At 67.5% G+C, this 19,436-nt stretch carries 16 protein-coding genes and 1 pseudogene; 5 read left to right on the top strand and 12 right to left on the bottom strand.

Translation table 11 applies throughout. The features are described from left to right. Window positions 1-226: 226 nt before the first annotated feature. The gene (locus tag RCF13_RS15990; RefSeq protein ID WP_134968626.1) at window positions 227-1,789 is read right to left on the bottom strand and encodes a serine hydrolase; all 1,563 of its coding nucleotides are present in this window, start codon (window positions 1,787-1,789) and stop codon (window positions 227-229) included. A gap of 110 nt (window positions 1,790-1,899) precedes the next feature. Here RCF13_RS15990 and RCF13_RS15985 point away from each other — a divergent pair, with 110 nt between their 5' ends. Both RCF13_RS15985 and RCF13_RS15980 read left to right on the top strand, forming a co-directional pair. Continuing rightward, window positions 1,900-2,343: a VOC family protein gene (locus RCF13_RS15985; RefSeq protein ID WP_061480685.1), complete on the top strand. Its 444-nt coding sequence runs from the start codon at window positions 1,900-1,902 to the stop codon at window positions 2,341-2,343. Next, window positions 2,340-3,215 (top strand): DUF72 domain-containing protein, encoded by an 876-nt coding sequence (locus RCF13_RS15980; RefSeq protein ID WP_134968625.1) that lies wholly within the window; start codon window positions 2,340-2,342, stop codon window positions 3,213-3,215. Before RCF13_RS15985 ends, RCF13_RS15980 begins: the two co-directional genes overlap by 4 nt. On the opposite strand, the gene RCF13_RS15975 is transcribed toward RCF13_RS15980, so the two are convergent. Then, window positions 3,136-3,750 (bottom strand): Pr6Pr family membrane protein, encoded by a 615-nt coding sequence (locus RCF13_RS15975; protein ID WP_134968624.1) that lies wholly within the window; start codon window positions 3,748-3,750, stop codon window positions 3,136-3,138. The two genes, RCF13_RS15980 and RCF13_RS15975, sit on opposite strands and share 80 nt — an antisense overlap. 79 nt (window positions 3,751-3,829) lie before the next feature. Here RCF13_RS15975 and RCF13_RS15970 point away from each other — a divergent pair, with 79 nt between their 5' ends. After that, window positions 3,830-4,777: a DMT family transporter gene (locus tag RCF13_RS15970; protein ID WP_061479504.1), complete on the top strand. Its 948-nt coding sequence runs from the start codon at window positions 3,830-3,832 to the stop codon at window positions 4,775-4,777. Between the two features lie 30 nt (window positions 4,778-4,807). Here the strand turns inward: RCF13_RS15970 and RCF13_RS15965 are convergent, their stop codons facing one another. From RCF13_RS15965 to RCF13_RS15940, 6 genes and pseudogenes are all read right to left on the bottom strand, one after another. Then, a complete protein-coding gene (locus tag RCF13_RS15965; protein WP_061479505.1) occupies window positions 4,808-5,968 on the bottom strand; it encodes an AAA family ATPase in 1,161 nt (386 codons plus the stop codon). Window positions 5,969-6,129: 161 nt separating this feature from the next. Next, complete coding sequence (locus RCF13_RS15960) at window positions 6,130-7,200, bottom strand: sensor domain-containing diguanylate cyclase (protein WP_134968623.1); 1,071 nt, start codon at window positions 7,198-7,200, stop codon at window positions 6,130-6,132. Window positions 7,201-7,317: 117 nt separating this feature from the next. Beyond that, window positions 7,318-8,040: a pseudouridine synthase gene (locus RCF13_RS15955; protein ID WP_019659152.1), complete on the bottom strand. Its 723-nt coding sequence runs from the start codon at window positions 8,038-8,040 to the stop codon at window positions 7,318-7,320. 34 nt (window positions 8,041-8,074) lie between these two features. Next, window positions 8,075-9,739 (bottom strand): GGDEF domain-containing protein, encoded by a 1,665-nt coding sequence (locus RCF13_RS15950; protein ID WP_154350448.1) that lies wholly within the window; start codon window positions 9,737-9,739, stop codon window positions 8,075-8,077. 109 nt (window positions 9,740-9,848) lie between these two features. After that, a pseudogene (locus RCF13_RS15945) lies at window positions 9,849-12,273 on the bottom strand (EAL domain-containing protein). A gap of 218 nt (window positions 12,274-12,491) precedes the next feature. Beyond that, complete coding sequence (locus RCF13_RS15940; RefSeq protein ID WP_005415815.1) at window positions 12,492-14,438, bottom strand: DEAD/DEAH box helicase; 1,947 nt, start codon at window positions 14,436-14,438, stop codon at window positions 12,492-12,494. Window positions 14,439-14,706: 268 nt separating this feature from the next. Here RCF13_RS15940 and RCF13_RS15935 point away from each other — a divergent pair, with 268 nt between their 5' ends. Then, on the top strand, window positions 14,707-14,928 hold the full coding sequence (locus RCF13_RS15935) for an RNA-binding S4 domain-containing protein (RefSeq protein WP_014036469.1): 222 nt from the start codon (window positions 14,707-14,709) through the stop codon (window positions 14,926-14,928). Between the two features lie 11 nt (window positions 14,929-14,939). Here RCF13_RS15935 and ubiM read toward each other — a convergent pair whose 3' ends face one another. Next, entirely contained in the window at window positions 14,940-16,118 is a 1,179-nt protein-coding gene (gene ubiM / locus RCF13_RS15930; RefSeq protein WP_154350447.1) for a 5-demethoxyubiquinol-8 5-hydroxylase UbiM, read from the bottom strand. A 330-nt stretch (window positions 16,119-16,448) separates the two neighbouring features. Between ubiM and RCF13_RS15925 the strand changes: the two genes are divergently transcribed. Then, window positions 16,449-16,823: a DUF1436 domain-containing protein gene (locus RCF13_RS15925; RefSeq protein WP_185807350.1), complete on the top strand. Its 375-nt coding sequence runs from the start codon at window positions 16,449-16,451 to the stop codon at window positions 16,821-16,823. Between the two features lie 17 nt (window positions 16,824-16,840). Here RCF13_RS15925 and RCF13_RS15920 read toward each other — a convergent pair whose 3' ends face one another. Genes RCF13_RS15920 through RCF13_RS15910 form a run of 3 tightly spaced genes read right to left on the bottom strand, consistent with a single transcriptional unit; the run spans window position 16,841 to window position 19,010 of the window. Continuing rightward, window positions 16,841-17,230 (bottom strand): MAPEG family protein, encoded by a 390-nt coding sequence (locus tag RCF13_RS15920; protein ID WP_061479512.1) that lies wholly within the window; start codon window positions 17,228-17,230, stop codon window positions 16,841-16,843. Between the two features lie 11 nt (window positions 17,231-17,241). Then, the gene (locus RCF13_RS15915) at window positions 17,242-17,787 is read right to left on the bottom strand and encodes a DUF4019 domain-containing protein (protein WP_154350446.1); all 546 of its coding nucleotides are present in this window, start codon (window positions 17,785-17,787) and stop codon (window positions 17,242-17,244) included. A gap of 59 nt (window positions 17,788-17,846) precedes the next feature. Next, window positions 17,847-19,010 carry a hypothetical protein gene (locus RCF13_RS15910; protein WP_061479514.1) on the bottom strand — a complete coding sequence of 388 codons (1,164 nt, stop codon included), beginning with the start codon at window positions 19,008-19,010 and terminating at the stop codon, window positions 17,847-17,849. Window positions 19,011-19,436: the final 426 nt, after the last annotated feature.

The raw sequence follows: 19,436 nt of genomic DNA, 5'->3' as shown, positions 1-19,436 counted from the left end.
GTTTGGTGTGTTTTTGTGTGTTATGGGTGTGTTGTCTATTTTTTTTTTTTTTTTTTAAATATTTTTTTTTTTTTTTTTCCTGGCTTTTTTTGGGGGGGTTTTTTTCGGTGTGGTTTTTTACCGCGGGCGTTTGCGGCGATCCCCCCGTTCCGCCCGGCTGTGCCCCTCAAACCCGCCCGGGGTTGTCTTCCCCCTGGGGGTGGGGTCCCCGCGGCCGGCGCTACCCTCATTCTTTGACCGGGGTGAACAGCAGGTCCTGAAAATCGAAACTGAAATCGGTCAGGTCGGAAATCGGCTGCATGCGCACCTCACGCACCTTGCCATCCGGGTCCAGGCTGAAGTTCACGAACGCATCGGCGTTGAGCGAACGGTCGTCCCAGCGCACGATGAAGGTGTCGTGCTGCCAGTGCTCCAGGCGCCCGCTCAGCTGCGCGGTCTTCGCAAAGCGCAGGCGCAGGCCCTTGCCTTCGGCGCTGATCTGCATGTCGCCATACCAGCGGTCACGGAAGCTGCCGGTGTAGCCGGCCAGCGCCAGCGATGGCCTGCTGCCCTTGTCGCGTGCGCTCTGGTGCTTGGCCCAGGCCTCGTCGGCCTTGTCCTGACCCTTGGCCACGGCCTTGCCATAGGCGTCCACCCAATCGTGCTTTTCTCCGCCCAGGTAAGCGTCAAGCACGCTCAGGGTGATCGCATTGAACGCCGCACCCACTTCCTGGTTGGTCAGCACCACCACGCCCAGCTTCTCGCCTGGCACCAGGGTCAACCGCGAGACCATGCCCGGCCAGCCACCGGTGTGCCAGACCAGCTTCTGCCCGCGGTAGTCGCTCAGGCTCCAGCCTTCGCCGTAGCCAGCGAAGTTGGCCCGCGCCGGTGCCAGCTCCGGCACGCTCGGCGCCGGGATCGACTGCGGGGTGATCATCCGCCACATCTGCTGCTGGCTCTTCTCGCTGAACAACGGCGTGCCGTCAGCCAGCTTGCCTTCGGCCAGCTGCACCTGCATCCAGCGCGCCATGTCGTGCGCGCTGGAATAGATGCCACCGGCGCCGGCATTGTTCGACCAGGTCAGTGGTGCAACGGTGCGCAGGTCCTTGAAATCGTACTTGGCGTGGCCGACCGCCGCCTTGTCACCTGGCTTCAGGTGGTCGGCGTTGTAGCGCGTGCCGGCCATCCCCACCTTGTCGAAGATGCGCGTCTGCAGGAACTGCTGGTAGCTCATGCCGGACACGCGCTCGATCACCTGTTGGGCGACCGCGTACAGGATATTGTCGTAGGCATAGCTTTCGCGGAAGCCGCCCTTCAGCGGCACCCTGCCCAGTCGCTCCACCACTTCGGCGTTGCTGTAGGAGGTGGCCGGCCAGAACAGCAGGTCACCGGCGCCCAGGCTCAGCCCGCTGCGATGCGACAGCAGGTCGCGGATCGTCATCTGCCCGGTCACGAACGGATCGGACATGCGGAACGACGGCAGGTGGTCGATCACCTTGTCATCCATCTTCAGCTTGCCGTCCTCGGCCAGCAGGTTCAGCGAGGTGGCGGTGAACGCCTTGGTATTGGAAGCGATGGCAAACAGGGTGTCGGCCTGCACCGGTTCCGGCTTGCCCTGCTCGCGCACGCCCCAGCCACGTTCCAGCACCACCTGGCCGTCCTTGACCACGGCCACGGCGATGCCGGGCACGTCGAACTGCGCGCGCACGCGCTCGACGGTCGCATCCAGCTCCTGCAACTGCGCCGGGGTGGCAGCGCTCGCCATGGTCGTGCACGCCAGCAGCACGGCTCCTCCAATCCAGGGTTTCATCCAGCACGATCTCCGAACAGGGGTGGCGGCCATGTGCAGGCCGTCACCGGGGTTTCGCGGGATGGTAACGGTCGCCGATGCACCCTGCCCTGTGCCATAGGAGGGGTGTCATGGGCGGGAACGGCCAACCAAGCAACGGCTCCACCATCATTCCGTGCCTGCGCTACCGCGACGCGCTGGCCGCCATCGACTGGCTGCAACGGGCCTTCGGCTTCCATGCCCAGGCCGTGTATGCCGATGGCGATACGGTCTTCCATGCCCAGCTGACCTTCGGCAACGGCATGATCATGCTCGGTTCGGCCAACAACCAGAGCGCGTGGAGCAAACACGCGGTCCTGCCCGGAGAAGTCGGCGGCCGCCAGACCCAGAGTGCCTGCGTGATCGTCACCGATGTCGATGCGCACTATGCGCGGGCCAAGGCGGCTGGGGCGCGCATCGTCATCGACATTGCCGACCAGGACTACGGTGGCCGCGGCTACGCCTGTGCCGATCCTGAAGGCTACCTGTGGTGGTTCGGCAGCTACGACCCCTGGCGCGAGGACCACGACCAGTGACCGCGACCGCCCGGCAGGCGGAGATCCGCTGCGGCATCGGTGGCTGGGTGTTTCCCGAGTGGCGCGGCGGCATGTTCTATCCGGTGGGACTGCCGCAGCGCGAGGAACTGGCCCATGCCAGCCGCGCCCTGCGCTGCATCGAGATCAACGGCACCTTCTACCGCACGCCGACTGCGGCCCAGTGCGCGCAGTGGGCCGCGCAGACGCCGGAAGGCTTCCGTTTCTCGGTGAAGGCGCCACGCTACCTGGTGCAGCGCCGCGACCTGGCCAGCACCGTGGAAGCGGCCACGCCGTTCCTGCAGGCGGCACTTGCGCTCGGTGACCGGCTCGGCCCGCTGCTGTGGCAGTTCGATCCGCACCATCCGGCCGACGCCGATGCATTGGAAGCGCTGATGGCGCAGCTGCCGAAGCAGCTCGAGGGCGTGCCGTTGCAGCACGCTCTGGAAGTGCGCAACGCCGAGGCACATGGACCGGCTCTGGTCGCCGCCGCGCGCCGCCACGGCGTGGCGCTGGTGATCGAGGACAGCGACGAGGCGCCATTGCATGGCGATGTCAGTGCGGGCTTCGTCTACGCGCGGATCAAGCGCAGCCAGGCCCGCTTGAACGAGGGCCTGCCTGCGTCCGTGCAGCAGCGCTGGGCTGAACGCGCACGACGCTGGTCACGCGGCGAGCCGGTGGACGACCTGCCCTGCCTGGCCGGGCCCGCCCCGGAAACCCCGCGCGAGGTCTACCTGCTGTGCATCGGTGCCGGCAAGGCCCGCAACCCGGCCGCAGCGATGGCCCTGCAGCGCCTCATCGACGGCGCCAGCGGTCCAGCCCCCACAGCAGGGTCCAGCCCACCACGAACACGCCCGCAACGCGCAGCACGTTGAGCAGGAAGGCCGCCAGCCCCAGGCGTTGCAGTTCGAGGAATGGATACGGCGCCTGTCCGGTCATTGCAGCGACCAGCATCGCCCAGCCAAGGTAGACCAGCGGTACCAGCAGCACGCCGCCCAGCGCGCGCCAGCGCAGCGCCCCATGCGGCAGCAGCCACCACCACCCGAGCAGGTACAGCGCCGGCACAGCGTAGTGCAGGCCGGCATCGACCCACCATTGCAGCCCGGTGGGCTGCCACAGCCCCTGCAACGCCAGCACGTAGATGCACGCGGTCACCCCGATGCACAACCCGATCACCGCGGCGACAGTCGTGTTCAGCACACCCGCACGGATCAGCCTGACGCATCCCAGGCACACCGCCAGGTTGCTGAGAATCGTGAAGTAACCAACGAAGCGCAGCGTCGCCATGCCAACCCCGGCAGCCGCCCCGGGACCGCGTAGCAAGAACAGGTATTGCAGCAGCAACGCGGTGGCGGCCACCAGTGCAGTCAGGCCTGCCCATGCACGCAGGGCGCAGCGGTTGGCAGCCATTGCTGGGTTCCCCTGGGGGGTTTCCGCCAGCATGCCACAGTCATCGCCGACAGCCGCGCGATTGCCTCACAATAGGCCGATGAGCACACCCGATACCCGCAAAGCGCTTTGGCAGATCCATTTCTGTGTCCTGCTGTGGGGCATCACGGCCATCCTCGGCAAGCTGATCACCCTGCCCGCACTGCCGCTGGTGTGGTGGCGCATGCTGCTGGTGACGGCGATGCTGGCGCTGCTGCCGCGGGTCTGGCGCGGGTTGCGTACCCTGCCCCTGCGGCTGGTCGCCGGCTACGCCGGCATCGGCGCGCTGGTCGCCCTGCACTGGCTGACGTTCTACGGCGCGGTGAAGCTGGCCAATGCCTCGGTGGCTGCCACCTGCATCGCACTGGCACCGGTGTTCACCTCGATCATCGAGCCGTGGGTGGCCAAGCGGCCGTTCCAGCTGCGTGAGCTGGCGTTTGGCCTGGCGGTGCTGCCGGGTGTTGCGCTGGTGGTCGGTGGCGTGCCCGATGGCATGCGCCTGGGTGTGTTGATCGGCGCGATCTCGGCGCTGCTGGTGGCGGTGTTCGGTTCGCTCAACAAGCGCATGGTCAGCCATGCCGATCCGCTCACGGTCACCGCGCTGGAGCTGGGTGCCGGCACCCTCACCCTGACCCTGCTGGCGCCGCTGATGCCCTATCTGCTGCCGGCGCTGGCCAGCCCGCTGTGGGTGGTCCCGAATCTGCACGACGGGATCCTGCTGCTGGTGCTGGCCGGGTTCTGCACGCTGCTGCCGTTCGCCCTGGCCCTGGTCGCGCTCCGCCACCTGAGCGCCTACACGGTGCAGCTGGTGACCAACCTGGAGCCGGTCTATGCGGTGGTACTGGCGGTGGTGCTGCTCCGCGAGCAGCACGAAGTCACCCCGTGGTTCTACCTGGGCGTGGCGATCATCGTCGGCGCGGTGTTCCTGCATCCGCTGCTGAACCGCCGCAAGCCGGTGCAGCATCCGGAAATCCTCGGCACGGCCGAAGCGCGCAACATCGCCGATTGAGTGCATCCACGCATGGCGTGGATGGCCGCATCAGCGCTGCGGCCAATGCCAGGCCGGCGCATCCAGCAGGCCCTGCCCGCTCAACAGCGTGCGGCCCTGTTCCTTGTACAGATGCAGCGAATGGCACCCTGGCGCCTGTTCCAACGCCGCGATCAGCCGGCTGGCGTGCGACACCACCCATACCTGGCTGCGCGCACTGGCTGCGATGATGAGCCGCGCCAGCGCCGGCAGCAGGTCCGGGTGCAGGCTGGTCTCCGGTTCGTTGAGCACCATCAGCGGCGGTGGGCGTGGTGTGTGCAGCGCCGCCGCCAGCAGCAGGAAGCGCAGCGTGCCGTCGGAGAGCTCGGCCATCGACAATGGCCGCAGCAACCCAGGTTGGTGGAAGCGCAGCGCCAGGCGTCCATCCAGCGCCTCGAAATCGACCGTGGCGCCCGGGAACGCGTCGTCGACGCTGCGTGCCAACGCAACCGGGTCGCCGATCTCGAGGATGGTCACCCAGGCCGCCGCCAGGTCCCGGCCATCGTGATGCAGCACCGGCGTGCGCGTGGCCATCGCCGGTTGCCGCGCCGGGGCATCGCCATCGCTGCGGAAATGGTCATAGAAGCGCCAGCAACGAATGTACTCACGCAGGGTGATCGTTTCGGGCATGCGCTGCGGATCGCCGACCTGGGTGAACAGGCTGTCGAACAGCGACAACCGGTCATCCACCAGATCCCAACCGCGCGCATGGCGCTGCCGCACCATCGCCCCGCGACGATCGACCAGCTGGTTGGCGCTGCGCAGGAACGGCCCCGCCCAGATCGCCTCGGCCTTGATCTGCGGGTCCAGCGCAAACGCCGAACGGCTGGGCGGCGGGTAGCCGAGATCGATGGCGTAGCCGAATTCGTCGGTGGTGAAGCCGAGCTTCAATCCCACCGATTCCTGGCGTGGGCCGCCCTGCAAGGGGATTTCGCCGGCAGCAACCCGACGGTCTATTTTTTCCGGGCCCGCCCACAGCGCCGAGCCCAGCCCACCTTCGCGGGCCAGCACCGCCGCGACGCCGCCCTGCGCGGTCTCGGCCAGCAGGCGCAGCGCGCGGTAGAGGCTGGACTTGCCACTGCCATTGTCGCCGGTCACCACATTCAACTGCTGCAGCGGCAATACCAGCCCGTGCAGCGAGCGATAGTGGGCGATGGCCAGGGTCTGCAACATGGGCGGCGTCCGGGGAAACAGGGCGTCATGCTGGCCGGTTCTGATCGCAGGAGCTGCGACGCCAAGTGAAACGGGAGAGCATCCACGCATGGCGTGGATCTACTGGAGCGGCATCGAATCATCCACGCGTCGCATGCGTTCAACGCGCGAACCGCCGTGTTTCAGTCCGCCCGTTCCACCCGGTTGCGACCTTTGCCCTTGGCCCGGTACAGCGCCTTGTCGGCACGTGCCAGCGTGTCGTCCACGCTTTCACCGGGCTGGTGCTGGGCGATGCCGATACTGATCGTGACCGGAAAGCCCAGTGGCAGGTCGGCCACGGCCAGGCGCAGGAACTCGCACTGAAGTTCGGCGGTGCGCAGGTCGGTTGCGGGCATCACTGCCACGAACTCCTCGCCGCCATAGCGCGCCGCCATGCCACGGCCGGCAAAGTGCGACCGCAGCAGCGCGCCCAGTTCGGCCAGCACGCGGTCGCCGGTGGCGTGGCCCTGGAAGTCGTTGATGTGCTTGAAATGATCGATGTCCAGCAGCGCGACGCAGGCCTCAGCGGGCTGCTCCCCGGTCATCGCCACGGCCTCGTCCAGCGCCGCCGCCATCGCGCGGCGGTTCGGCAGGCCGGTCAGCGCATCGGTGCGGCTCTGCTCGGCCAGGTCGGCGTTCTGCGCCAGCAGCACGTCGTGGTACTCCGACAGCAGGCGCTCGTAATCATCGCGTTCCAGCATGTGGTTCTGGATGTCGAGCGCGAAACGGCGCAGCTCCATCACCAGCATCACCTGCCGCGACAGCGCGGCCAGCGCCTCGGCCTTGTCGCTTGGCAGGTGCTGCGGCTGTGCATCGAACACGCACAGCGTACCCAGCGGCAGGCCATCGGAACTGATCAGCGGCGCACCGGCATAGAAGCGGATGTGCGGATCGCCGACCACCACCGGATTGTCGTGGAAGCGCGCATCCTGCAGCGCATCCTCGACCACCATGATCTGCTGCGGCTGCAGGATGGCATGGCCGCACATCGATTCGCTGCGCAGGTTTTCCGCCGCATCGATGCCCTGGATCGACTTGAACCATTGCCGTTCGACATCGATCAGGGTCACCGCCGCCATCGAGGTGCCGCAGACCGCCTTGGCGATCACCACCAGGTCGTCGAATGACTTCTCGCGCTGCGAATCAAGGATCCGGTAGCGGTACAGCGCCTCGAGCCGAAGGGCTTCGTTGGCAGGCTTGTCGGGCTTGATCATGCAGCGTCACGTTCCGGCAGGTCACTGCGGAGTCTAGCCGATGTAGAGCCGAGCCCATGCTCGGCTGCACCCGGACAAAAGAGCAGCCGAGCATGGGCTCGGCTCTACAGAAGCCGTTTACCAGTCCAGCTGCTTCGGCAGCAGGCCCTGCAGCTCCTGCTCGGTCAGGTTGCGCCACTGGCCCGGCTTCAGCGCGCCAATCTTGATGTTGTCGATGCGCACGCGGCGCAGCTGGGTCACGCGATAGCCGAACTCGGCGGCCATCAGGCGGATCTGCCGGTTCAGGCCCTGCTGCAGGGTGATGCGGAAACCGAACTTGGCGATGCGCGAAGTCTTGCATGGCAGCGTCATCTGGTCGTGGATGCGCACACCACGCGCCATGCCGCGCAGGAACTCATCGGTGACCGGCTTGTTGACCGCCACCAGATACTCCTTCTGGTGGCCATTCTCGGCACGCAGGATCTGGTTGACGATGTCGCCGTTGCTGGTCATCAGGATCAGGCCTTCGGAGTCCTTGTCGAGGCGGCCGATCGGGAAGATGCGCTGTTCATGGCCGACGAAGTCGACGATGTTGCCCTTGACCGACGTCTCGGTGGTGCAGGTGACGCCGACCGGCTTGTTCAGCGCGATGTAGACGTGGCGGCGGGCGCCGGGCTTGCGGGCCACGCGCGCGCGCAGTGGCTGGCCATCCACCAGCACCTGGTCTTCCTCGCCCACCACCGCGCCGGTGCCGGCCGGATGGCCGTTGACGGTGACCCGGCGGGCGGCGATCAGGCGATCGGCCTCGCGGCGGGAGCAGAAGCCGGTGTCGGCGATGTGTTTGTTGAGTCGGGTGGTCATCGCCCTATTATCCGGCATCGCCGCCCGCCGCGCTTCATGCCAGGCAGGGTGGATCGAGTTCTTCGCCGTCGAACACCCGGTTGCGGCCGGCACGCTTGGCCACGTACATGGCATGGTCGGCCCGGCGCAGCAGCGCGGCGAGGTCGTCCTCGCCCGGCCGCCACTGCGCCAGGCCGATGCTGGCGGTGACCTCCAGGCCGGGCACCTGCAGCGCCCGGGCCGCCTCCGTGATGTGCCGGCGCAGGCGATCCAGGCGCGCCGACGCCGCCTCCCGCGGCATGCCCGGCATCAGCAGCAGGAACTCTTCGCCCCCCATCCGCACTACCTGGTCCTGGCTGCGTACCGCGGCACGCAATGCGCGCGCCACCGCCACCAGCACCTGGTCCCCCACGGCGTGGCCATGGCGGTCATTGATGTCCTTGAACAGATCGATATCGAGGAAGCCGATCACCAGCGGGCCACGCTCGCGGTCAACCCGCTCCAGGTGGCGGGCCAGCTGCTGCAGGCCGGCACGGCGATTGGGCAGGCCGGTCAGGCCATCGGTCTCGGCCAGCTGGCGCAGTTCATCGCGCTGCTGGCGCAGGCGGCCCAGCCGCTGGTTCAGTGCGTAGGCGGCCATCATCAGCAGCCAGGTCACCGCCAGCTGCAGGGCCTCCACGCGGTACTCCAGCAACCACGCCGCGCGGCAGGCGTCGGCGAGGATCAACACCAGCATCGGCGCCAGCGCCGCCAGCCCCGCCTGCGCCCAGCGGTCACCGCGCAGCCGCGCCCACACCCCGACCATCAACGCCAGGCCACAGCCCAGCAGATAGGACACCTGCAGGCCCTGCGCCACCCAGGCCAGGCTGTCCCATGGCAGCCAGGGCACCAGTGCAGCCAACGCCAGCAATCCCCAAAGCGCCAGCAGCTGGAACGGACGCGAACGCGGCAACAGGCGATCACCGCCATTCAGCCGCCACAGCGCCGGCAGCACCAGGGCCTGCGTGGCCGCAGTCAACACCAGCAGCCACCAGGCACCGCGCTCGCCCACCGGCAGCCAGGGTTCCGGATAGCCGCTGAGGCCACCGAGGATGGCCTGCCACAGCACCAGCACGGTGGTACCGGCGATGTAGACCAGGAAACTGCGGTCGCGGGTGGTGAGGAAGGCCATCAGTGCCGACAACGCCAGTGCGATCGCCACGGCGATGCAGGCCGCGCGCACCAGCAGGCGGGCGGTATCGTTCTGCTGCACGGGACTGGGCGCGCCCAGCCGAAGGGTGGGTACCCAGCGCGCCTTCAACGGCGTCTGCCACGACACCAGGAATGGATCGTGACTGCCCGCTGGCGGCACCGCCACCAGCCCGACGCCTGCGCGGAAGCGTGAGTCTCGGGTACGGGCATCGTGCATGTTGCCGCAGATCTCGCGATCGCCATACTGGACGCGGACTTCGCCAGCGAACACATTGAACACGTCCAGGGCCTGCGGTTGCCCCGACCAGCCACCCGGCGGCGCAGGCACCTGCACCTGCTGCCGGTGACCGGCCAGCATGCCCGGCGTGCATGCGCGATGTGGAGTGGGTTCATCGGTGGCTGCGCCGACCAGCAGGTAATCGCGGCCGGCTTCGGCGGCGGCGGCCCACAGTGGCCACGGCGTTGCCAACCACACCAGCAGCACGACCAGCACCGCCCCTGTTCCGTACTGCCACTGCCTGCCGCCCACGCCACGTCCTGTTCCTGCTTACGCCCGCGCCCACTGCGCGTCGCCCCTGGCGGGCATTATCGCAGCCGCGGCTGCAACGCATGTGTAGACCAAAGTCGCCGCAGACCATTCAGCCTGCGGCGGGAGGACCTTTCACGGCCACCAGGCGCACCGGCCGCAGGTCGGCCAGGGTCATCCGTTCCAGTGGCTGCGGTCGCTCGACCGCATAGCCCTGCAGGCCCTGCACCCCAAGCCGGGTCAGCGCGGCGGCGACTTCGGCGGTCTCTACCCATTCGGCCACCACCTCCATCTGCAGCTCGCGCCCCAGTTCACTGATCGCGCGCACGGTGGCGTGGCTGACCGGATCGGTATCCATGTCGCGCACGAAGGCCCCGTCGATCTTCAGGATGTCGGCCGGCAGCTGGCGCAGGTAGCCGAACGAGGACAGCCCGGAGCCGAAATCGTCCAGCGCCATCCGGCAGCCGCGCGCCTTCACCGCATCGATGAACGCGCGCGCCTGGCTGAGGTTGCTGATCGCGGCGGTCTCGGTGATCTCGAAGCACAGCTTGGAGGCCAGCGCGCGATTGCGCTCCAGCAGGTCGCAGACGAAGGCGAGGAAGCCGGGCTCGGCGATCGACTGCGCCGACACGTTGACGTTGCACAGTCCCAGCTGCCGCACATGCGCCGGGCATACCTGCAGGTGCCGGAACAGCAGGCCGAGCACGTGCCGGTCCAGCGCCACGGCCATGCCATAGCGCTCCACCGCCGGCATGAACTGGCCCGGCAGGTGCAGGCTGCCATCGCTGCCGCGCATGCGCACCAGCACCTCGTAGTGCAGGTAGCTGGGATCGCCGACGCGTGCGATACGCTGCGCGTACAGCACCATGCGGTTCTCGGCCATGGCCAGGCTGACGCCCTGCAGCCGCTCGGCTTCCCGGCGCCGTTCCTCCAGCGCCATGCGGTTCTCGTTGAAGCAGTGCACGCGGTTGCGCCCGGCCTGCTTGGCCGCATAGCAGGCACTGTCGGCGGCGCTCATCAACCAGTTCACATCCGGTGCATCGGCGCTGACCTCGACCACGCCGATGCTGCAGCTCAACTGCGGGCTGCCCTCGCTCACCAGGAACGTCGCCTGCCCCAGATTGCGGATCACGCGCTGCAGCACGCGCTTGGCCTCGTCCTGCCCGGCATGGGCGAGGAACACCGCGAACTCGTCCGCACCCAGCCGGCCCACCCAGTCACCATCGCGCACCGCCGCCACCAGGTACTCGGCGAAGCTGCGCAGCATCTGGTCGCCGGCGGCATGGCCGAAGCTGTCATTGACCAGCTTGAAATGGTCCAGGTTGATGTAGCACAGCGCGTGCGTGCCACCTTCGCTGCGCACCTGCAGCAGTGCGCGTTCCAGCAGTCGCTCGATCTCGCGCCGGTTGATCAGGCCGGTCAGCGGGTCATGGCTGGCGTGGTGCTCGATCTCGCGCGCCAGTGCATGGTTCTGGCTGACGTCTTCGATGATCGCGAACACCGACAGGCCGCCGCCGGCGCTGCGCACACCGGTGCCGCTCCAGCGGCCCCAGACCAGGCTGCCATCGCGACGGCGGAATCGCAGTTCGCTCGGGCGCAGCTGGCGGTCCCAATCGATGCGCCCCACCCCGTCAATGACCAGCTCGCCGTCCATCAGCAGGTCAGCCAGCGACAGCTGCAGCAGCACGTCGCGGCGATGATCGAGGATGTCGGCCATCGCCTGGTTGGCCTCGATCACCTTGCCTTCGGTATCGAGCTTGAGCATGCCGACGTTGGCCTGGTAGAACGCTGCGCGGAAGCGGCTCTCGTGTTCGGTCAGGTCCTTGCCGACGCGGCGCGCCAGGGCCACCGCCATCAGGCTGATCGCCAGCACCGACAGGCCCGCGACCATCAGCGTGGCCAGCCTCACCAGCGTCGCCATCCGCAGCAGCGCCTGCGAGAACGCCTGGCTCTGTACCTTCATCCGCTGGTCCAGGTCACGCAGCTGCTGCAGGTACTGGTCACGCGTGGCTGTCAGCAAGGGGCCACCCTCGTGCCGCCGCTGCAACTCATCGACCAGGCGCTGCAGCGCCATCAGGTCCCCGTCGGTCTGCCGCCATAACGCGGTCGCTTCGCGGAAAGCACCGATATCGCGCGCGTAGCGGAACGAAAACACCAGGCGCGGAATGTCGGCGTGCGCGTTGCCCCCCCTGCAGGAAGCCCTGCCGGGCCTTCTCTTCGTCAGGCTCCGCCTGTTCCAGCGCCAAGCGCGCCTGCAGATCGCCCAACGGCACCTGCAGGGCCTGGCGTGCATCGTCCAGGTCCTGGACATTGCCGCGCGCCAGGTAGCGACTGAGCGCGGCGGTCGCATCCTGCTGACCGCGCGACCAGTATCCCTGGCCGGCGATCCAGGCGGTGGAGGCCGCCTGCAGTTCCTGGATCAACGCCGACAGTGCGACCAGTCCGATCGCCATGCCGGTCAACAACGCAAATCGCAGTCCCAGCCCCCGGGTCATCGGCACCCGCCGGCTCTGTTGGTCCGTGCCACTCCTACCCATCCCGGATCCCCCCGAATGTGCTGCGGTGACAACCTCCTTTGGAACCGGACCAGCCTATGACCGGCAATGTGTTGACCGTGCGAAAAAGGGGACGGAGGGGATTAAGTCGTTTTCGGCATAAGCGCATGGCCTGCCATATACGACTTAATCCCCTCCGTCCCCTTTTCCTGTACGCCGGCCCGGGGGCCGGCGTTGCTCTGGACGGCTGTGGGTGCGGCTTAGAAGCTGCGCGGGCCGCGCGGCTTGAAGCCATCACGACGTGGCGGGCGGCTGTCGCGGTCACCGCCGCGGTCGCCGCCATGGCCACCCGGACCACCCGGACCACCACGACGCGGGCCACCGGGGCCGCCCGGACCACGCTTGTCGAAGCGCGGCTTGAACGGACGCGGGGCCGGGTTGATCTCTTCACCGGCCGCCAGCGGACGCATCTGCAGCTGCTGGCCGGACACCCACACCTTCTGCAGGTGCGACAGCACGTCCGGCGGCATCTGTGCCGGCAGGTCCAGCAGCGAGAAGTCGTCGTGGATGTCGATGCGGCCGATGAAACGGCTTTCCAGGCCGGCTTCGTTGGCGATGGCGCCGACGATGTTGGCCGGCTTCACGCCATGCTGGTGACCGACCGAAATACGGTAGGTCTCCATGCCCTGCTCCGGTGCACCACGCGGCGGAACCTCACGGCGCGGACGCGGCTCGAAACCACCTTCGGCGTCGTCGCGACGCGGGCCACGCTCGAAGCGCGGACCCCGCTCGTTGCGGTCGAAGCGATCGCCACGCTCCGGGCGGTCGCCACGGTCGAAGCGCTCGCGCGGCGCGCGCTCTTCACGCGGGGCACGCACCGGTGGCTGCAGCAGGAACGGGGTATCGCCCTGCAGCATCCTGGCCAGCGCGGCCGCGATCTCGATGGCCGGCACGTTCTGCTCGTTCTCGAAGCGCTCCAGCAGCTGGCGGTAGAAGTCCAGGCCGCCGGCGCCGAGCGTTTCGGTGATGCGCGAGGTGAACTTGTTGATGCGGGTGTCGTTGACCGCCTCCACGCTCGGCAGCTGCATCTCTTCGATCGGCTGGCGGGTAGCGCGCTCGATCTGGCGCAGCATGCCCTTCTCGCGCGGGGTGGCGAACAGGATCGCCTCACCGCTGCGGCCGGCACGGCCGGTACGGCCGATGCGGTGCACGTAGCTTTCGGTGTCGTACGGGATGTCGTAGTTCAGCACGTGGCTGATGCGCTCCACGTCCAGGCCGCGGGCGGCCACGTCGGTGGCGACCAGGATGTCCAGCTTGCCTTCCTTCAGCATGGCGATGGTGCGCTCGCGCTGGGCCTGCTGCATGTCACCGTTGATGGCGGCAGCGGCCAGGCCACGCGCCTGCAGCTTGCTGGCCAGTTCTTCGGTGCCGGCCTTGGTGCGCGCGAAGATGATCATCGCGTCGAACGGCTCGACTTCCAGGATGCGGGTCAGCGCGTCCAGCTTGTGCATGCCGCTCACCCACCAGTAGCGCTGGCGGATGTTGGCCGAGGTGGTGGTCTTGGCCGCGATGGTCACTTCCACCGGGTCCTGCAGGTAGGTCTGCGCGATGCGGCGGATCTGCGGCGGCATGGTGGCCGAGAACAGGGCCACCTGGCGCTGCTCCGGCAGCTTCTTCAGCACGGCTTCCACATCGTCGATGAAGCCCATGCGCAGCATTTCATCGGCTTCGTCCAGCACCAGGGTCTTCAGCTCGGACAGGTCCAGGGTGCTGCGGTCCAGGTGATCGATCACGCGGCCGGGGGTACCGACCACGATGTGCACGCCACGGCGCAGCGCCGACAGCTGCTGGCCGTAGGGCTGGCCGCCGTACACCGGCAGCACGCGGAAGCCCGGGATCTTCGACGAATAGGACTGGAACGCCTCGGCAACCTGGATGGCCAGTTCGCGGGTCGGCGCCAGGATCAGGGCCTGGGGCTTGATCTGCTGCAGGTCGATGTTGGACAGTACCGGCAGTGCGAACGCAGCGGTCTTGCCGGTACCAGTCTGGGCCTGGCCCAGCACGTCGCGGCCTTCCAGCATCGCGGGGATGGTAGCGGCCTGGATCGGCGACGGGGTTTCGTAGCCGATGGCGGTGACCGCCTGCATCACGGGCTCGGACAGGCCGAGCTGCGCGAACTGCAGCGGCGCTTGGGAATCTTGGGACATGGGGAACTCCGAAGGCACTGCCGTCTTCCTGGCAGTGCGATAAAAAGGGTGATGGTCCGCGCTTTGGGCGCCCTTCTTATCGCGTGCCCTGGCGCTGCTCGGTCGGAGGAGATTTCACTCGCTCAGAGCGGAATGATACCGCATTGATCCTGAACGAGGCGTACAGCTTTCCATACGCGTGCCGTCGTGCCCCGTGCTGGCGCACAATACGCGCCCTCTCCCCGGCCCGGCCGCTGGCCTGCGCCCTCTTTCCAGGACCCCTCGCTCCATGCAGATTCTCGAATTCGACCTCGACGGCGACTACGTCGAACTCAAGCAGCTGCTGAAGCTGGCCGACCTGGTCACCAGCGGCGGCGAGGCCAAGATGGTCATCAGCGAGGGCCAGGTGCGGGTCGACGGTGAGGTCGAACTGCGCAAGGCCTGCAAGATCCGCGCAGGCCAGGTGGTCGAGTTCGCCGACAGCCAGATCCGCGTGCTGGCCGCTGGCTGATCCGAGAGTGTTCAGGCCACGCGCTGGGTCAGGTGCGAGGCGATCAGCTGCCTGAACGGTGCCACGCCCTGCGCCAGGCGCAGGCCCGCGGCCCGCAGCAGGCGTGCCGGGCGACGATCGTCGGTGTACAGGCTGGCGATCGCGTTGGTGGCCTCGTACAGCGGCCGCGACGCCAACCGATGACCGCGTTGGTAGCTGGCCAGCATGCCGGCGGCGGCAATGTCGGCACCGCGCCGCTGCTGCGCGACGATGCCCTGTGCCAGCCGCTGTGCGCTGGCCAGTCCCAGATTGAAGCCATGCGCGGTGACCGGGTGCATGCCGACTGCGGCATCGCCGATCAGCGCCGAACGCTCGCCAACGAAACGGTGCGCGTACACACCTACCAGCGGATACGCCTGCGGCGTGGCCACCGGCTGCATCCGGCCCAGCCGATGCTCGAAGCAGGCACTGATGGCCTCACCGAAAGCCACCTCGTCCATCGCCAGCAGTTCTTCGATCTGCCGCGGCGGCAGCGTGATCACCGCCGATGCCTGGCCCTCGTTGAGCGGCAGCAGCGCCATGGTGCGGCCGTAGCCGAACCACTCCCAGGCCGTGTGGTGATGGTCGCGCTCGACCTGCATGCGGCACACCAGCATCGACTTGCCGAAGTCGCGCATCTGCGCACCGATGCCGAGCATGCGGCGGGTGGCGGAGAAGCGGCTGTCAGCCGCGACCAGCAGGCGCGCGTGCAGTTGACTGCCGTCATCGAGTCTGACCACGTGGCCCTGCGCATCGGCCTGCACGCCCAGAACCTTGCGCCCATCGAACAGCTCCAGCCCATCCTGGCCCTGCACGGCATCCCAGGCGGCGCGGCGGATCAGGTGGTTGGGCACCAGCCAGCCCAGCGGCTGGCCATCAACCTGGCTGCTGGCGAAGGTCAACGCGAACGGCGAGCCGCCGTTCATCACCCTGGCATCGCGCAGCTCGGCGACTTCGGCCTGCGGCAGGCGCTGCCACAGCCCCAGTTGCTCCATGCTCTGCCGCGAGGCATGGGTCAACGCGATCTCGCGGCCATCAAAGGCGGCGTCGGCCAGGGCCTGGCGCGGCTGCACTTCGACCAGCCCGACCTGCAGGCCACTGCCGGCCAGCGCACGCGCGAAGCACAGGCCCGCCGGTCCGGCGCCGACCACCACCACGTCCATCCTGCGCATGCGCGCCTCCTGCCGTTGATTCAGTCCGGGCCAGCATAGCGCCGCGCGCATGACTGGCCTTGATCTGGATCAGAGATGCAGCGCGATGTCGTATTCCGCCCTCGCCCTGCGGAACGCTGAACGCTACCGTTCTCCAGCCTCAATCCTCAATCCTCCTGGCGGAACACCGCTGAACAGCGACAAGGCAGAGAAATGGAACTCGGTGACGCCCTGATCTATGAATATGGCAATCACTTCTGGATTATCCAGCGCTCGCCCTAGAGTGAAATCGGCAGCGGCCCCAGCGAGAACGTAGCCCTGGCCGCCCGCCTCCCCCTCGTTGCAACTGCAATGCAACTAGGCTCGGCGACCCAACAGGCCCTGGAAAATTTTGGAACGATCCGCCCTTTGTTCGCCCCTTGGGAAATCAAGGAGCTAAGGAAGCTACTCTGCGGCTGGATCGGCGCACGTTCAATGAATGACCTGCTGAAGAACAGCCGGCTCGTACTTGTCGATCAGATCTTCAAGGATGACGAGCTGCGCGTCCTTCCATTCGACAATCACCGTATCAACCCATGGGAGACGCTACTGGAGGACAAAGCCATCACTCTTCCTCTGCATCCCCAGAGCGAAGCACTTGGCGCGGCCATCCTCGCTGCCTTCGACTTATCGACCTACCATCCGGAACGGAAGCATGCCCTTCCAGCGCCCAGGTCGCATCACTGAGCAACCAGGCACACCGCTCACACCAACGCGAACACCAGCGCCAGGATCGACAGCAGCGATACGAGCCAGACCAGGCTGCGCACGTAGGGCACGCCCGCGGCATACAGCGGCAGGTAGACCACACGCGCCCAAACGTAGGCCTGCGCAGCCAGCGCCGTGGTGTCGTTGCTGCGCCCGGCCACGACCACTGCGATGGCGGCAGCGGCGAAGAACGGGAAGGTTTCCAGGAAGTTGGACTGCGCACGCTGCAGGCGGCCGGCCAGCGGGCTGAGCGGCTTTGCATCGCCATCCCGTGCCGAGGCATTCCACTTCATCCCGCGCTCGCGGGTGACCACGGTGGAGGTGGCGAAGATGTAGACGAAGCCCAGCACGATCGACCAGGCCAGCATTGTCAGTTCAGTTGCCATCGTTCATCTCCTCAGGGTGCCGACGCGCGCAGGCTGTAACCGGCCAGGCGCCAGACCTGGTCCTCGTCGAAACGGAACGAGACCAGCTCGCGCACCGGCTGCACGCTGTTGGCGAAACGGGTCGGGAAGCTGACATTGATGTACAACCCTTCCGGCACTGCGGCGCCGGGGCTGTACTTGACCCGGGTGATGGTCGGCTGGCCACGCCCAGCCAGCGCACCGAGGCGCGTACGCTCGGCGGCCAACTGGCTCACGAAGGTGGCCTTCGGCACCGCACGGCGCGCGACGGCCGAAGCGCCATCCCACAATTCGCCGGCGCGGTTGGCATCGACCAGTTGCGCCGCCTTCAACGCAGCCGCGCCCATTTCCGCGTCCTGCTTCTGCACCTGGGCCTGCTGCGCAGCGGTCAACGCCGGGGCACCGGCAGTGGCGGGCTTCGCGGCCGCCGGCGATGCCGGGGCCGGGCGTGCCGGAGCCGGTGCCGGCGTGGCCGGTGCAGGTGCCTGCGCCAACGCAGTCAGGGGCAGCAGGGACAGCAGCAGGAGCACGCGCTTCATGGACACCGCCGGTTCTGGAGGAAAGGACCGCAGTCTACGCCAGCGCGGTGAGCGGTTCGTCAGCGCGCGTGGGCGTTGCCTTCCACCGCCGCCGCATCGGCCTGCGCGGCCGGCGTGCCGGTCTCTGCTGGCGCCTGTTCGGCCACCGGCGGCGGTTCCGGCGGTGCCGGGGGCAGCGTCGCCACATCGATCTCCGACAGCGGGCTTTCGTCGGGGCAGACCGCGTCCGGGAAGCCGAAGCGCTGCTTCAACGCCTGGCCGCAGCTGTTGATCGACTCCATGTCGGCGCCTTCGCGCTTGCACTGCTGGTCGAAGGCGACCAGGAAGGCGTCCTTGCGCTGCACGAAATCGTCGCCGCAGGCACGCATCTGCTTGATCCGTTCCAGATCGTCCTGCACCGCATTGGTGCCATCCAGACCGTACTGGCGCAGTTCGTCCGGAGTCAGCAGGCGCAGGCTGCGGTTGGGCACGGTCATCATCAGATCGGCCACACCCACCGCCACGCCGTTGCGTTGCAGGTAGTCCTTCACGTTGTCGTAGACCTCGTGCAGCTCGCGGTTGAGCTCGGCGCGCGAGGTGGCCTTGGAACTGATGCGCATCATGCGGTGGATGCCGACCTTGCCCGACAGCAGGCGGTTGTCGCCGGCGGCCAGCACGAACACGCAGGCGCTGTGGCAGATCGAGCCTTCGCGCACCCAGATGGTCCAGCCCGATTCACCGATGCTGTCACCGGCGACAATCGCCGACTCCACCTGCCCCCCGCTGGAATCCAGATCGAGGATGCGCTTGTGGATCTTCTGCTCGTCAGCGACCACGGCCAGTCGCCACATCATCTCGGCGAAGCCCGGATTGATCTTGCCGGCGTAACGCACGCGCATCAGGCCGCGCTCGGCGCACGGCGCCAGCGCCTGGGTGATCTGCTCGCGCTGCAGGCCTTCCAGCTCGACACCGTCACCGGCATCGCCAGCATATTCCGTGCTGCAGCTGACCCAGGCACGGCCATTCTCAAGCTGCGCCTGCGGCCACGGCCGATCCGCCTGGCTGCGCGGCGGCGCTGGCGGTGGCGGTGCATCGGCCGCATTGATCGACACCATGTTCTCGCCATCGCTGGCCGGCGCCCGCGCCGCCTTGTCAGCAGCGGTCACATTGCCTGGATTTTCCAGCTGGCTGCAGCCCGCCAGGGCCAGGCACAACAGGGGCAACCAGCGGCGTTTGGCGGACATCGGGCAACCAGTCTTCACGTGAGCAGGAGCCACAGTCTACCCGTCCGGGGGACGCATTCAGCGCGTGGCACTGAACCCCTTCTGACCCTCTGGCTCCAACCTTTTCATTACAGCGTCTTGCACCACTCCATCCTCGCATGGCGTGGATCTACCGTGTCGACCAAGGTCGACACCCAGAGCGGGATGCCGTTCCGGCAGGCCGCGGGAAACTGTCGAAGGCGGGGTGGGTCCGATGGCAGGGGCGTGAGCGCCATGGATGGCGCGACCGAGCTACAGGGACGTACTTGCAGCGCCCCCTGCCACCGGCCCCACCCCGCCCTCCCACAGGAAGCCTGCTGTTGCTGTTGCTGTTGCCGCGGGGGGTGCCGGGCGCAGCCCGGCCCAACCCTCTTCAGCATCCATGTCCGAATGTGGCGAGTATCGCCG

This window comes from Stenotrophomonas maltophilia group sp. RNC7 (genome assembly GCF_030910085.1).
GTDB lineage: Bacteria > Pseudomonadota > Gammaproteobacteria > Xanthomonadales > Xanthomonadaceae > Stenotrophomonas > Stenotrophomonas sepilia.
This window is presented reverse-complemented; position numbering and strand designations above follow the sequence as displayed.